This window comes from Lysobacter antibioticus, from assembly GCF_000731095.1.
Taxonomy (GTDB): Bacteria; Pseudomonadota; Gammaproteobacteria; order Xanthomonadales; family Xanthomonadaceae; genus Lysobacter; species Lysobacter antibioticus_B.
In genome coordinates this window covers 133280-147575 of record NZ_JMTZ01000021.1, presented here as the reverse complement: position 1 = coordinate 147575, position 14296 = coordinate 133280, and the positions used below count along the sequence as shown (strand labels likewise).

The window sequence follows — 14296 nt, the reverse complement described above, 5'->3', positions numbered from 1 at the left end:
TACGATTCCCGAATCCCAACTCCCGGCTCTCGAATCCCGGCCGTCAGAACTCGCCGCGATACCAGTTCTTGATCTTGTTGAAGAAGCTGCCGGCGCGACCGGTGGAGATCACCGGACGGCGCGGGTTCTCAATCTGGCTGCCCATCAGCAGCAGCCCGACGCCGGTCGCGTGGACCGGGTTGCCGACCACTTCGCCCAGGCCGGTGACGTGCTGCGGAATGCCCACGCGCACTGGCATCTGCAGCATTTCCTCGGCCAGCTCGACCACGCCTTCCATCTTCGAGGCGCCGCCGGTCAGGACCATGCCGGCGCGCACGTGATGCTCGAAACCCGAGCGGCGCAGTTCGGCCTGGATCATTTCGAAGATTTCCTCGTAACGCGCCTGCACCGCTTGCGCCAGCGAGTGACGCGGCATGCGCCGCGGCGGGCGGTCGCCGACGCTCGGCACCTGGATCGATTCCTCGGCCGTCGCCATCTGCGCCAAAGCGCAGGCGTAGCGGACCTTGATCTGCTCGGCTTCCGGGGTCGGCGTGCGCAGCATGTGGGCGATGTCTTCGGTGACCTTGTCGCCGGCGATCGGCAGGCTCGCGCTGTGGGCGATCGCGCCCTGCACGAACACCGCGATGTCGGTGGTGCCGGCGCCGATGTCGACCAGGACCACGCCGAGCTCGCGCTCGTCGCTGGTCAGCACGGCATTGCTCGAAGCGAGCACGCCGAGGATCAGGTCGTCGACCTGCAGTCCGCAGCGCTGCACGCACTTGCTGATGTTGGCCGCGGCCGACTGCGCGCACACGACCAGATGCGCGTGCACTTCCAGGCGCACGCCGGTCATGCCGACCGGGTTGCGGATGCCTTCCTGCGAATCGTCGAGCACGTAGTCGCGCGGGATCGCATGCAGGATCTTCTGGTCGGCCGGAATCGCCACCGCCTTGGCCGCTTCGAGCACGCGGTCGAGATCGCCGTAAGTGACCTCGCCGTCGCGGATCGGCGCGATGCCCTGCGAGTTGCGGCACTGGATGTGGTTGCCGGAAATCGAGGCGTAGACCGAGCGGATCTCGCAGCCGGCCATCAGCTCGGCTTCCTCGATCGCGCGCTGGATCGACTGCACCGTCGATTCGATGTCGACCACGACGCCGCGCTTGAGACCGCGCGATTCGTGCGAGCCGATGCCGATGACTTCGATCGGAGTGCCGGGCCGGCCGTCCGAAGGCGTGTACTCGCCCACCAGCGCCACCACCTTGGAGGTGCCGATGTCGAGGCCTACGATCAGCGACTTGTCGCCTTTGCGGTTCATGACTGTCCTTGCTGCTGTTTCGGTGCCGCCTCGGGTGCCTGCACGGGCGCCCAGGACAGCGAAAAACCATTGGTATAACGAAGATCGGCGCGCGCGAGCACTTGCACGCGCTGGGCCAACAACTGCGGCAACAACCTGACGAAGCGGCCCAGGCGGGCGCGCGCTTCGCTGCGTCCGACCACGATCTGCGCGCCGTTGCCCAGACCGAGCGTCCAACTGCCGCGCTGGTCCACCTCGACCTGCCTTACGTCCATGCCGACCGGGGCGAACAGCTCGCGCGACTCGTTGTAGAGCGCGACCACGTCGGCGACCCGCGCGTCGGGCCCGCCGAACTGAGGCAGACCGTCCGGCACCTGGATGCCGTCGACCGGGAACAGGCGTCCCTGCTCCGACAGCAACTGGTCCTTGCCCCAGCGCGCGAACGGCTTGTGTTCGATCACGCTGACTTCCAGCACGTCGGGCCAGCGCTTGCGCACTTCGGCATGCTCGACCCACGGCAACTTGGCGACCGAGTCCTGCGCGGCCGCCAGATCCACCGCGAAGAAACCGCGCTGCGCATACGGCAACAAAGTCTTGCGCAACGACGCCGCATCCACCCGCTCGAACTCGCCGGTCACGCGCAGGCGCTTGAGCGGCCATTGGTTCGCGCCGACCCAGCCGTTGAGCACGGCGACGACCGGCAGCGCGACCAAGGTCAGCGCAAGCAACCATCCGACGAGGCGGAGCATGGCGTTCACGCCGCGTCACCTCCTACGGCGGGCGGCGCGACCACGGTGGCTTCGAGCACACGCCAGCACAGTTCGTCGTAATCGATACCGACCTGGCGCGCGGCCTTCGGCACCAGCGAGTGGCTGGTCATGCCCGGCGCGGTGTTGACCTCGATCAGATACAGCTGGCCGCTGTTGCGGTCGCGCATCACGTCGACCCGGCCCCAGCCCTTGCAACCCGCGGCGACGAAGGCTTCCATCGCCAGCCGGCGGATCTCGGCTTCGTCGGCGCCGTCCAGGCCCGGACACAGGTACTGGGTGTCGTCGGCGATGTACTTGGCGTGGTAGTCGTACCACTCGCCCTTCGGCACGATGCGGATCGACGGCAGCGCGGTATAGCCCTCGCCGTTGACCAGCACGGCCACGGTCAGCTCGTCGCCGATCACCATCTGCTCCATCAACATCTCGCCCGGATAGCGCGCGGCGAGCGCCACGGCCTCGTCGATGTCGGCGTCCTTGAGCACGCGCGACACGCCGACGCTGGAGCCTTCGCTGGAGGGCTTGATGATCACCGGCAGGCCGATCTCGCGCGCCGCCGCATGGACGTCGTCGCCCTTGGCGACGCGCTTGTAGCGCGGGGTCGGCAGGCCGGTCGACATCCACACCTGCTTGGTGCGGATCTTGTCCATCGCCAGCGCCGAGCCGAGCACGTCCGAACCCGTATACGGCACGCCGAGCGCTTCCAGCACGCCCTGCAGCACGCCGTCTTCGCCGCCGCCCTTGTTGCCGTGGAGGATGTTGAAGACGCGGTCGACGCCGCCGGCGCGGATGGTGTCCATCAACGCCGGGATGCCGTCGACCGCGAACGCATCGACCCCGCGCGAACGCAGCGCTTCCAGCACGCCGCGCCCGGAATCCAGCGACACTTCGCGCTCGGCGCTGGTGCCGCCCATGAGCACGGCGACGCGGCCGAACACGGCCGGGTCGGTGACGCGCAACGGCGCGAACTGCGGACTCACCACGCTCACTTCGATTCTCCCTGGAAACCATGGCTGGCGAGCTGCTGCGCGGCCGCGCCGATGTCGCCGGCGCCCATCAGCAACAACAGATCCCCGTCGTTGAGTACGTCGGGCAGCACGCCGGCGAGATCGCCGGCACCGCTGACCACGACTGGATCGATGCGGCCGCGCGCGCGGATCGCGCGCGCCAGCGACTTGGCGTCGGCGCCGGCGATCGGCGCCTCGCCGGCCGGATAGACCTCGGTCAGCACCAGGGCATCGACCGAGGACAGCACCGCGGCGAAGTCGTCGAACAGGTCGCGGGTGCGGCTGTAACGATGCGGCTGGAAGGCCACCACCAGGCGCTTGTCCGGCCAGCCGCCGCGCGCCGCGGCGAACACCGCTTCGAGCTCTTTCGGGTGATGGCCGTAGTCGTCGACCAGTTGCACCACGGCGCCCTTGTCGGTGCGCAGTTCGGCAAGCAGGTTGAAGCGGCGGCCGATGCCTTCGAATTTCTCCAGCGCGCGCGCGATCGCGTCGGCCTGCACTCCGAGCTGCCAGGCCACCGAAGCGGCGGCGAGCGAGTTGAGCACGTTGTGACGGCCCGGCAGCGCCAGGGTCACCGCGGTGCGCGAAGCGTCCGGCAGGCACAGGGTGAAGTACATCGCCCCGCCGCGCTGAGTGACGTCTTCGGCGCGCACGTCGGCGGTCTCGTCGAAACCGTAGGTCATCACGTGACGCGGCGTCTCGGCAGCGAGCCGGGCGACGTTGGCGTCGTCGATGCACAACACGGCCAGGCCGTAGAACGGCAGGCGGTGCAGGAATTCCTCGAACGCGGCCTGGACCTTGGCGAAATCGCCGCCGTAGTTTTCCAGGTGATCGGCGTCGATGTTGGTGACGATGGCGATCTGCGGGTTCAGGCGCAGGAAGCTGCCGTCGCTTTCGTCGGCTTCGGCGACCAGCCACTGGCCGCCGCCGAGGCCGGCGTTGGCGCCGGCGGCGAGCAGCTTGCCGCCGATCACGAAGGTCGGGTCGATCCCGCCTTCGGCCAGCACGCTGGCGGTCAGCGAAGTGGTGGTGGTCTTGCCGTGGGTGCCGGCCACGGCGATGCCGCGGCGGAAGCGCATCAGCTCGGCCAGCATCTCGGCGCGCGGCACCACCGGAATGCGCTGGGCGCGCGCTTCCATCAGTTCGGGGTTGTCGCGCTTGATCGCGCTCGACACCACCACGCAGTCGGTGCCCAGCACGTTGGCCGCGGCGTGGCCGCGGTGGACGCTGACGCCCATCGCCTCGAGCCGGCGGGTCACCGCGTTGTCGGCCATGTCCGAGCCCGACACCTGATAGCCGAGCGTGCACATGACTTCCGCTATCCCGCTCATGCCGGTGCCGCCGATGCCGACGAAGTGCACGCGCGGGAAGGCCTTGGCCAGGTCGCCGGTGTGTTGCAGGCGGCGGCGAAGTGCGGTGCTCATACTGTGTCTCTCGCCGGGAATCGGGAATGGGGAATCGGGAATCGGTTCAAGCAGCTACAACCACGGTTACAAATACGAGTGAAGAAACAACCCGGCATCGACTGCGAACGGACGACGCTCGCGCACCGATTCCCCATTCCCCATTCCCGATTCACGGCCTTCATCGCCCCGCCTCCAGCACCGCATCGGCGACGCGTTCGGCGGCGTCGGGTTTGGCCAGGGCGCGCGCGGCGTTGGCCATCTGCAACAGCACGCCGCGTTCGGCCAGGATTTCGATGGTCGCCGACAGGCGTTCGGCGAGGTCGCCGGCCTGCGGCAGCAACTGCGCCGCACCGCGATCGACCAGGAAACGCGCGTTCTTGGTCTGGTGGTCGTCGACCGCCTGCGGGAACGGCACCAGCACGCTGCCGACGCCGGCCGCGCACAGCTCGGCCAGGGTCAGCGCACCGGCGCGGCAGACCACCAGGTCGGCCCAGGCGTAAGCCGCGGCCATGTCGGCGATGAAAGGTTCGACCGAAGCGACCACGCCGGCCGCGGCATAAGCGCGCTCGGCTTCCTCGCGCAGCTTCTCGCCGCACTGGTGCCGCACCTGGCACGGCACGCGGCCGCGCAGACCGGCGATCGCCGCCGGCACGCCGGTGTTGAGCGCGCGCGCGCCCTGGCTGCCGCCGAGCACGAGCAGGCGCAACGGGCCGCTGCGTTCGGCGAAACGTTGCGCCGGCACCTCGATGGCCGCGATCTCGGCGCGCACCGGGTTGCCGACCACTTCTTCGCGGCCGCCCGGGAAGGTGTCCGGAAAACCGGTCAGCACATGGCGCGCGAAACGCGACAACACGCGGTTGGTCATGCCCGGGGCGCGGTTCTGTTCGTGCACGATCAGCGGCACACCAGCCAGGCGCGCGGCCAGGCCGCCGGGGCCGGCCGCGTAACCGCCGAAACTCACCACCGCGCGCGGCTGGCGCTGGCGCAGCACGCGCTGCGCCGCGCGCACCGAGGACAGCAGGCGGAACGGTGCGCGCAGCAACGTGGCCAGGCCCTTGCCGCGCACGGCGCTGATCGCGATGGTGTCGATGGCGACGTCGTGCTGCGGCACCAGGCGCGTTTCCATGCCGCCGTCGGCGCCGAGCCAACAGACCGGAACATGGCGGCCACGCAATGCCTTGGCCACGGCAAGCCCCGGGAAGATATGGCCGCCGGTGCCGCCGGCAAGAATCATCACCGGGCGTTCGCTCGAACGAAGCTCGCTCATGCGGACCTCCCGAGCGATGGCTCGACGCGCTGACGCAGACGGCTGGTTCCGCGCGCGTTGTCGTGGTTGCGCGTATTGGACGGCGCTGCCGGACCGGCATTCGACGCAGCCGCTGCCGGCGACGCCACGCCCTGCCCCTGCCCCTGCCCGGCTTCGCCGCGCAGGCGCGCGACCTGGCGCTGGGCGCGGTCGAGTTCGTAGGACACGCGCAACAGCACGCCGAGCGCGGCGCAGCTCATCAGCACGCTGGAGCCGCCGTAGGAAATCATCGGCAAGGTCAGGCCCTTGGTCGGCAACAGCCCCAGATTCACGCCGATCGAAACGAAGCTCTGCAGCCCCATCCACAGGGCGATGCCGAAGGCGACGTAGCCGGAGAAATGGCGGCGCATCTCGACGCACTTCAGGCCGATCCACAGCGCGCGCCCGGCCAGCAGCACGTACAGACCGACCACGGTGCAGACGCCGGCGAAACCGAATTCCTCGCCGATCACCGCCATGATGAAGTCGGTGTGCGCTTCGGGCAGGTAGGACAGCTTCTGCACCGACGCGCCGAGGCCGACCCCGGTCCATTCGCCGCGGCCGACCGCCATCAAAGCGTTGGTCAGCTGATAGCCGGTGCCGAACGGGTCGACCCAGGGGTTCAAGAACGAGGTCAGGCGGGTAACGCGGTAGGGCTCGGCGATGGCGATGATCGCCAGCACCGGCAGACCGATCAGCACCGGCCCGAACATGCGCGGCATGTTGACGCCGCCGAGCACCAGCATGCCGGCGGTGATCGCCAGCAGCAGCGAGGACGAACCGAAGTCGGGCTGCATCAGCAACAGCGCGACCAACACCACGGCTACGCCGATCGGCTTGAGCATCGCGCCCCAGGTCGCCGAGATGTCTTCGCTGAAACGCTTGAGATAGCTCGCCAGCCAGACGATGTAGAGCAGCTTGACCGCCTCGACCGCCTGGAAGCTGGCCGGGCCGAGGTTGATCCAGCGCTTGGCGCCGTTGACCTGCTTGCCGATCACCGGCACGAACACCAGCAACAGCAACACCACGCAGACCAGCAGCAGCCACTGGTTGTGCTGCTCGATGGTCTTGAGCTCGGTGCGCATCAGCCAGAAGCCCAGGCCCAGGCCGACCGACAGGAAGATCAGGTGGCGGGTCAGGAAGTAGAACGGATCGACGGCATGGGTCGCGGCGACGCCGAGCGAGGCCGAGCCGACCATGATCACGCCCGCGCAGGCCAGCGCCGCGGACACGGCGAGCAACCACGGGTCGTAGCGCCCGTGGATGGCGTCGAGTCGCGTTGCCTGGCGTGCGGAATTTTCCATCAACGGACCTTGAGCGTTGCCAGACCGACCAGCACCAACACCACCGAGATGATCCAGAAGCGCACGATCACGCGCGGCTCGGGCCAGCCCTTGAGTTCGAAGTGGTGATGGATCGGCGCCATGCGGAACACGCGCTTGCCGGTGAGCTTGAACGAGGCGACCTGGATCATCACCGACAGGGTCTCGATGACGAACACGCCGCCCATGATCACCAGCACCAGTTCCTGGCGGACGATCACGGCGATGGTGCCGAGCACCGCGCCGAGCGCGAGCGCGCCGATGTCGCCCATGAACACCATGGCCGGATAGGTGTTGAACCACAGGAAGCCGAGCCCGGCGCCGGCGATCGCCGCGCAGATGATCACCAGCTCGCCGGCCCCGGGCACCTGCGGGATCTGCAGGTACTTGGAGAACTCGGCGTGGCCGGAGGCATAGGCGAACACGCCCAGCGCGCAAGCGACCAGCACGGTCGGCATGATCGCCAGGCCGTCGAGGCCGTCGGTCAGATTGACCGCGTTGGAGAAGCCGACGATCCAGAAATAGGCGACCACGATCAGGCCTGCACCGAGCGGGATCGCGATGGCCTTGATCAGCGGCACGTAGAAGGTCGTGCTGGCCGCGGTCGACGGATCGGCGGTGAAATACAGGAAAGCGCCCGCGGCCAGGCCGAAGATCGACTGCAGCAGGTACTTCCAGCGCGACTTCAGGCCGTTGGGATCGCGGTGGACGATCTTGATCCAGTCGTCGTACCAGCCGATCGCGCCGAACGCCAACATCACCGCCAGCACCAGCCAGACATAACGGTTGCGCAGGTCGCCCCACAGCAGCACCGAGGCCAGCACCGTGACCAGGATCAGCGCGCCGCCCATGGTCGGCGTGCCGGCCTTGGAGAAATGCGTCTGCGGGCCGTCCTGGCGGATCGGCTGGCCGCCCTTGTACTGGGCGAGCTTGCTGATCACCGCCGGGCCCCACCACAACGACAGCGCCAGCGCAGTCAGCGCGCTGAGGATGCCGCGGAAGGTGAGATAGCCGAACAAGCCGAACAGGCTCTGCAGTTGTTCGAGCCAGCGAGTCAATTCAAGCAACATGCGACGTCCCCTTCCCCTGTTCGGGCTTCTGCGCGGACAGCAACGCCGTCACGATCCGATCCATCGCACTGCTGTGCGAACCTTTGACCAACACCCGTACGCCGTCGCGCAAGTCCGCGGCCAGCGTCTGAGCGAGCGCGGCGTGGCTCTCGTGCACGCTGCCGCCTTCGCCGAAGGCCTTCGCTGCTGCGCTGCTGAGCGCGCCGAGCGCGTACAGGCGGCGGATACCGGAAGCCTTGGCACGGCGGCCGATCTCGACGTGCATCGCGATCTCGTCCTGGCCGATCTCGCGCATGTCGCCGAGCACCAGCCAGTTCTCGCCGCCGATCTCGGCCAGCGCGTCGATCGCCGCCGCGGTCGAGCCAGGGTTGGCGTTGTAACTGTCGTCGATCAGCACCGCGCCGTTGTCGAGGCGGTGGGTGATCAGGCGTCCTTCGACCGGGCGCGCAGCGTTCAGGCCGGCGACGACCGCGTCGAAGCCGGCGCCGGCGGCGAGCGCCAGCGAGGCCGCGGCGAGCGCGTTGCGCACGTTGTGCCGGCCGACCAATTGCAGCGCGATCTCGGCCCGCCCCTGCGGCGCGACGAGCACGAAGGTCGAGCCTTCGGTGCCTAGGCGGACGTCGTGGGCGGTGACCTCGGCGCTGGCGTCCAGGCCGAAGCGGATCATCCGGCGCCCGGCCGCACGCTCGCCGAAGTACGGGGCGAAAGCGTCGTCGGCGTTGATCACCGCCACGCCGTCCGCCGGCAAGGCGTCGTAGATCGCCGCCTTGGTGTCGGCGATGCCGAGCAGGCTGCCCATGCGCTCCAGATGCGCCGGCGCGATGTTGTTGACCAGGGCCACCTGCGGGCGCGCCACCCGCACCAGATAGGCGATGTCGCCGGGCTTGCCGGCGCCCATTTCGTAGATCGCGAACTGAGCGTCTTCCGGTGCGTCGAGCACCGCCAACGGCAGGCCGATCTCGTTATTGCGGTTGCCCGGCGTCGCATAGGTGCGGCCGGCGCGTTCGAGGATCGCCGCGGTCAGGGTCTTGACGCTGGTCTTGCCGTTGCTGCCGGTGATGGCGACGACGGTGTTGCCGCTACGCTGCGCCTGCACCGCGGCGGCGAGGTCGGCGAGCGCGCGCTCGCTGTCGGCGACTACCACCTGGGCGATCGGGGCATCGATCTCGCGCGCGACCAGAGCACCGACGACGGCGCTGCCGGCGAGCTTGGCGACATGGTCGTGGCCGTCGAAACGCTCGCCCTTGAGCGCGACGAACAGCGCTGCGCCCGCCTCGGGCAGCGCACGGGTGTCGGTGACGACCAGTTCGATGGCCGCATCGGCGCCGTGCAGGCGGCCGCCGGTCATGCGCGCGATCTCGGACAGCCGCAGACTCTTCATGGCCGCTCCTGCCCATCCTGGGCCCGCGACACTTGCGCATCCATGTGCGGCGCGCGGGCCTCCAGCGCCGCTCGGGCTACGTCGGTGTCGTCGAAGGCATGGCGCACGCCCTGGATCTCCTGATAAGGCTCGTGCCCCTTGCCGGCGATCAGCACGATGTCGTCGGCGTCGGCCTGGGCGATGGCGTAGTCGATCGCCGCGCGGCGGTCGCGCAGGACCAGCGCCCGCTGCGGATCGCGCAAGCCGGCCATGATGTCCGCGACGATGACGTCGCCGTCTTCGCCGCGCGGATTGTCGTCGGTGACGATGACCAGGTCGGCGCCGTACTCGGCGATCGCCGCCATCTGCGGGCGCTTGCCGCGATCGCGCTCGCCGCCGCAGCCGAACACGCAGATCAGGCGCGCGCCGGCATGCGAGCGCAGCGAGGCCAGCGCCTGTTCCAGCGCGTCGGGCGTATGCGCGTAGTCGATCACCACCAACGGCGCGACGCCGTCGCCGCCGAGGCGGTTCATGCGTCCGTGGATGGGCTGCAACTGCGACAGGGTTTCGGCGATCTGCACCGGCTTGTCGCCGAGCGCGTACAAGGTGCCGGCCACCGCCAGCAGGTTGTCGACGTTGAAGCGGCCCAGCAAGGGCGACACCACCGCGTGGGTCTGGCCGTCGACGACCAGGTCGAAGCCGATGCCGCGGTTGTCGAAGCTCAGGGTCTCGGCACGGACGACGGCGTTGTCGCGATCGCGCGAGCTCAGGCCCACCGCGCGCACCGACTTGGGCAGCTTGGCGATCAGTTCGCGGCCGAACTCGTCGTCGAGATTGATCGCCGCGGCCTTGAGTCCGGGCCAGGCGAACAGACGCGCCTTGGCTGCGCCGTAGCTCGCCATGTCGCCGTGATAGTCGAGATGATCGCGGGTCAGATTGGTGAACACGCCGACGTCGAAATGCACGCCGGCGACGCGGCCCTGGTCGAGCGCGTGCGAACTGACTTCCATCGCGATCGCGCTGGCGCCGGCCTCGTGCATGTCGGCGAGCAGTTCGTGCAACTGCAGCACCAGCGGGGTGGTGAAACCGGTCGGCACGATCTCGCCGTACAGGCCGGCGCCGAGGGTGCCGACGGTGCCGCAGCGGATACCGCGCAAGGCCCAGGCCTGCGCGATCAATTGCACGGTCGAGGTCTTGCCGTTGGTGCCGGTCACGCCGACCACGGTCATCGCTTCGGTGGCGCGGCCGTGGAAGCGGTCGCCCATTTCCCCCAGGCGCGCACGCAGTCCGGGCACGGCGATCGCATCGGCCGGGGCCGGCAGCTCGTCCGGCGCGGGCGGCTCGAACAGGATCGCGCTGGCGCCGTTGGCGCGCGCCTGCTCGACGAAACCCAGGCCGTGCGCGCCGAAGCCGGCGATCGCGACGAAGGCATTGCCGGGGCGCACCGCGCGGCTGTCCATCACCAGGCCGGTGATACGCAGATCGCCGGGGATGCCGGCGATGTCGGGCAACAGTTCGGCCAAGGGCATCAAGCGGCTCATCGCGCGCCTCCCTGGACCAACGCACTCGCGGCGATCGGCGGTGGCGAAGCGACGGTCTGCGTCGCCACCGGAACCACCGGGCCGCTCGGCTTGCCGCCGTTCTGCTTGAGGCGCTTGGCTTCGGCCGCGGCCTGCACCGCCAGCCAGGTTTCGATGTCGTCGGGCGCCACGTCCATCAGGCGCAGGGCGCCGTCCATGACGTTGCGGAACACCGGGCCCGACACCGAACCGCCGTAGTAGCCGCGCTTGGTCGGGTCGGGCTCGCTGACCACCACCACCATCGAGAAGCGCGGCTTCTCCACCGGCACCACGCCGGCGAACAAGGACACGTACTTGCGCGAATAGCCGCCGGTGGCGCTGAATTTACGGGTGGTGCCGGTCTTGCCGGCGACGTGATAACCGAGGATCGCCGCCTGCTTGGCGGTGCCGCCCGGCTCGGTCACGGTCTGCATCATGCGCATGATCTCGCCGGCCACCGCCGGCTCCAGCACCTGCCGCGCTTCGTTGCGCTGGCCCTTGACGAAGGTCGGCTGGATCAGGCGGCCGCCGTTGGCCATCGCCGCATAGGCCATGGCGATCTGCACCGGTGTGGCCGACAGGCCGTAGCCGTAGGACATGGTCGCCTTGGTGGTGCCGCTCCAGCGCGACGGCGGCGCCAGCAGACCCGAGGACTCGCCCGGGAAGCCGCTGTTGGGCTTCTGCCCGTAACCGAAGCCGCGAATGAAGTTGTAGTAATAGTCGTTCGGCAACGGCAGGGCGAGCTTGGCCGCGCCGACGTTGGAGCTCTTGGTGATCACGCCGGTAACGGTCAACACGCCGTTGTTGTGGGTGTCGGTAATGCGATAACGGCCGTTGGGCATCCAGCCCGGCGTGGTGTTGACCAGGGTCGTCGGCTTGACCGCGCCGGCGTTGAGCGCCGCGGCGACGGTGATCGGCTTCATCGTCGAACCCGGCTCGACCACGTCGGTGACCGCGCGGTTGCGGTGGGTGTCGCGGTTGCCGGCGCTGAGCAGGTTCGGGTTGTAAGTCGGCAGATTCGCCATCGCCAACACTTCGCCGGTCTCGATGTCGAGCACCACCGCCGAAGCGCTGCTGGCGCCGGTCTCGACCAGCGCGCGGCGCAGCTCGCGGTAGGTCAGGTACTGGATGCGGCGGTCGAGGGTCAGGGTCAGGTCCTTGCCCGGCTCGGCCGACTGCACCAGGTCGACGTTCTCGACGATGCGGCCGGCGCCGTCGCGGATCACCCGCTTGGTGCCGGGCTTGCCGCGCAGCTCGTGGTCGAACGCCAGCTCCAGGCCTTCCTGGCCGCGGTCGTCGATGTTGGTGAAGCCCAACACGTGCGCCATCGCTTCGCCCTGCGGGTAGAAGCGGCGGAACTCGCGCTGCGAGAACACGCCCGGCACCTTGTGCGCGAGGATCTTGCGCGCCTCGTCCGGATTGATCCGGCGCTTGAGGTACATGAATTCCTTGCCGGCGCGCTGGGCCAGCTTGCGGGTCAGCTCGTCGCGCGACACGCCCAGCGCCTTGGCCAGTTCCGGCAGGCGCTCGGGGTTCTTGGCCAGTTCCTTGGGGTTGCCCCAGATCGACTCGACCGGCGTCGACACCGCCAGCGGCTCGCCGTTGCGGTCGGTGATCATGCCGCGCGAGGTCGGGATCGGGATCTCGCGCAGCGAACGCGCATCGCCCTGCTGGCGATAGAAATCGTTGCTGATGACCTGCAGGTCCAACGCGCGCCCGACCAGGGCGACCGCGCACAGGCCGAGCGAGCCGCCGACTAGGATCAGGCGGTTGCGCAGGTTGAACTGGGCGACGCGACCGCGCGGCTTGTTGCCGCGCGAGCCGCGGTCTTCGCGGGCGCGTGCGAAGCGTTCGCCGATGCCTTCGACGAGACGGTCGAAGCCGCCGCCGCGGCCGCGGTCGCCGAGCACGCGATCGAGCGGCCCGCTGCGGGTGGGGCGCTGCGGCTTGCGACCGTTCATGGCCGGATCACCACGGTTTCGGCGCCTTCCGGGAACTTCATCCCGATGCGCTCGCGCGCGACCTGGTCGATGCGGTTGCTCTCCGCCCAGGTCGCCTGTTCCAGTTGCAGGCGGCCGAACTCGATATTGAGTTCGTCGCGCTCGCGCTGGAGCTTGTTGAGTTGCACGAACAACTGGCGGTGCTCGTGGCGCGCGAACACCACCAACAGGGCCGAAACCACGTTGGCGACGATCAGCAGGGCGAGCAGCAGGCGCATCATGCTGCGCCTCCCTGGTCCGGGAATCGGGAATCGGGAGTCGGGAGTCGGGACGGCGAATGCACGATTCCCGATTCCCCATTCCCCATTCCCAGCTTTTCGGCCACCCGCAGCACCGCGCTGCGCGCGCGCGGGTTGCTCGCGGTTTCTTCGTCGAAGGCCTTCTGCGCACCGCCGATCGCCAGCAGGGTCGGGGTGAACGCCAGCTCGATCGGCATGCGCCGGTTGGCCGGCGGCGCCTTCGAGTGGCGGGCGATGAACTGCTTGACGATGCGGTCTTCGAGCGAGTGGAAGCTGATCACCGCGAGGCGGCCGCCGGGCTTGAGGCGGGCCAGCGCGGCGTCGAGGCCGGCTTCGAGATCGGCCAGTTCGCGGTTGATGAAGATGCGGATCGCCTGGAAGCTGCGGGTCGCCGGATGGATCTTGTTGTCGCCGCGCGGCATCACCGAAGCGATCAGGTCGGCCAACTGGGCGGTGCGCAGCAAGGGCTGCTCGCTGCGGCGGGCGACGATGGTGCGGGCGATCTTGCGGCTCTGGCGTTCTTCGCCGTAGGTCCACAGCACGTCGGCGATCTCTTTCTCCGACGCCGAGGCCAGCCACTGCGCCGCGCTCTGGCCGCTGTCCGGGTCCATGCGCATGTCGAGCGGGCCGTCCTTGCCGAAGCTGAAGCCGCGCTCGGCGACGTCGAGCTGCGGCGAGGACACGCCCAGGTCCAGCAGCACGCCGTCGAGGCCGGCGGCGGTTTCGTCCCAGTGGGCCAGGTCGGCGAAGCTGCCGCGATAGATCGACACGCGCGGGTCGTCACCGAACTCGCGTTCGGCCACGGCGATCGCTTCCGGGTCTTTGTCCATCACCAGCAGCCGGCCTCGCGCTTGCAAAAGCTCAAGTACGCCGCGGGCATGCCCGCCGCGTCCGAACGTGCCGTCGAGATAGGCACCGTTCCCGAGCACCCGCAGGCCATCCAGCGCCTGCCGGTACATCACGGGAAGGTGGCCGGATCGCGCGTGCGTGCGTTCCATGCCACCGCCC

At 69.0% G+C, this 14296-nt stretch carries 10 protein-coding genes and 2 pseudogenes; all 12 read right to left on the bottom strand.

Annotation, left to right across the window (positions count from 1 at the left end):
• Nucleotides 1–43: 43 nt before the first annotated feature.
• The 12 genes and pseudogenes from ftsA to rsmH all read right to left on the bottom strand — a co-directional run bounded on the left by ftsA (nucleotide 44) and on the right by rsmH (nucleotide 14286).
• Nucleotides 44–1294: a cell division protein FtsA gene (gene ftsA, locus EX88_RS0108655; protein WP_031371603.1), complete on the bottom strand. Its 1251-nt coding sequence runs from the start codon at nucleotides 1292–1294 to the stop codon at nucleotides 44–46.
• 8 nt (nucleotides 1295–1302) lie between these two features.
• Nucleotides 1303–2031: pseudogene (locus tag EX88_RS0108650) on the bottom strand (cell division protein FtsQ/DivIB); the annotation flags it as partial.
• Entirely contained in the window at nucleotides 2028–3020 is a 993-nt protein-coding gene (locus EX88_RS0108645; RefSeq protein WP_152566176.1) for a D-alanine--D-alanine ligase, read from the bottom strand. The pseudogene EX88_RS0108650 and the gene EX88_RS0108645, both read right to left, overlap by 4 nt.
• 5 nt (nucleotides 3021–3025) lie before the next feature.
• The gene (gene murC, locus EX88_RS0108640) at nucleotides 3026–4471 is read right to left on the bottom strand and encodes a UDP-N-acetylmuramate--L-alanine ligase (protein WP_031371600.1); all 1446 of its coding nucleotides are present in this window, start codon (nucleotides 4469–4471) and stop codon (nucleotides 3026–3028) included.
• A 66-nt stretch (nucleotides 4472–4537) separates the two neighbouring features.
• Nucleotides 4538–5720: pseudogene (gene murG, locus EX88_RS0108635) on the bottom strand (undecaprenyldiphospho-muramoylpentapeptide beta-N-acetylglucosaminyltransferase).
• The gene (gene ftsW / locus EX88_RS0108630; RefSeq protein WP_031371598.1) at nucleotides 5717–7042 is read right to left on the bottom strand and encodes a putative lipid II flippase FtsW; all 1326 of its coding nucleotides are present in this window, start codon (nucleotides 7040–7042) and stop codon (nucleotides 5717–5719) included. The pseudogene murG and the gene ftsW overlap by 4 nt, the downstream one beginning before the upstream one ends.
• A complete protein-coding gene (gene mraY, locus EX88_RS0108625; protein WP_031371597.1) occupies nucleotides 7042–8130 on the bottom strand; it encodes a phospho-N-acetylmuramoyl-pentapeptide-transferase in 1089 nt (362 codons plus the stop codon). Before mraY ends, ftsW begins: the two co-directional genes overlap by 1 nt.
• Entirely contained in the window at nucleotides 8120–9511 is a 1392-nt protein-coding gene (locus EX88_RS0108620; protein ID WP_031371596.1) for a UDP-N-acetylmuramoyl-tripeptide--D-alanyl-D-alanine ligase, read from the bottom strand. The genes mraY and EX88_RS0108620 overlap by 11 nt, the downstream gene beginning before the upstream one ends.
• Nucleotides 9508–11031, bottom strand: coding sequence for a UDP-N-acetylmuramoyl-L-alanyl-D-glutamate--2,6-diaminopimelate ligase (locus EX88_RS0108615; RefSeq protein ID WP_036148358.1), 1524 nt, complete (start codon nucleotides 11029–11031; stop codon nucleotides 9508–9510). Before EX88_RS0108615 ends, EX88_RS0108620 begins: the two co-directional genes overlap by 4 nt.
• Nucleotides 11028–13010 carry a peptidoglycan D,D-transpeptidase FtsI family protein gene (locus tag EX88_RS0108610; RefSeq protein ID WP_081930754.1) on the bottom strand — a complete coding sequence of 661 codons (1983 nt, stop codon included), beginning with the start codon at nucleotides 13008–13010 and terminating at the stop codon, nucleotides 11028–11030. The genes EX88_RS0108615 and EX88_RS0108610 overlap by 4 nt, the downstream gene beginning before the upstream one ends.
• Entirely contained in the window at nucleotides 13007–13270 is a 264-nt protein-coding gene (gene ftsL, locus EX88_RS0108605) for a cell division protein FtsL (RefSeq protein ID WP_031371593.1), read from the bottom strand. Before ftsL ends, EX88_RS0108610 begins: the two co-directional genes overlap by 4 nt.
• Nucleotides 13267–14286: a 16S rRNA (cytosine(1402)-N(4))-methyltransferase RsmH gene (rsmH, locus tag EX88_RS0108600; protein ID WP_031371592.1), complete on the bottom strand. Its 1020-nt coding sequence runs from the start codon at nucleotides 14284–14286 to the stop codon at nucleotides 13267–13269. Before rsmH ends, ftsL begins: the two co-directional genes overlap by 4 nt.
• Between the last annotated feature and the right edge of the window lie 10 nt (nucleotides 14287–14296).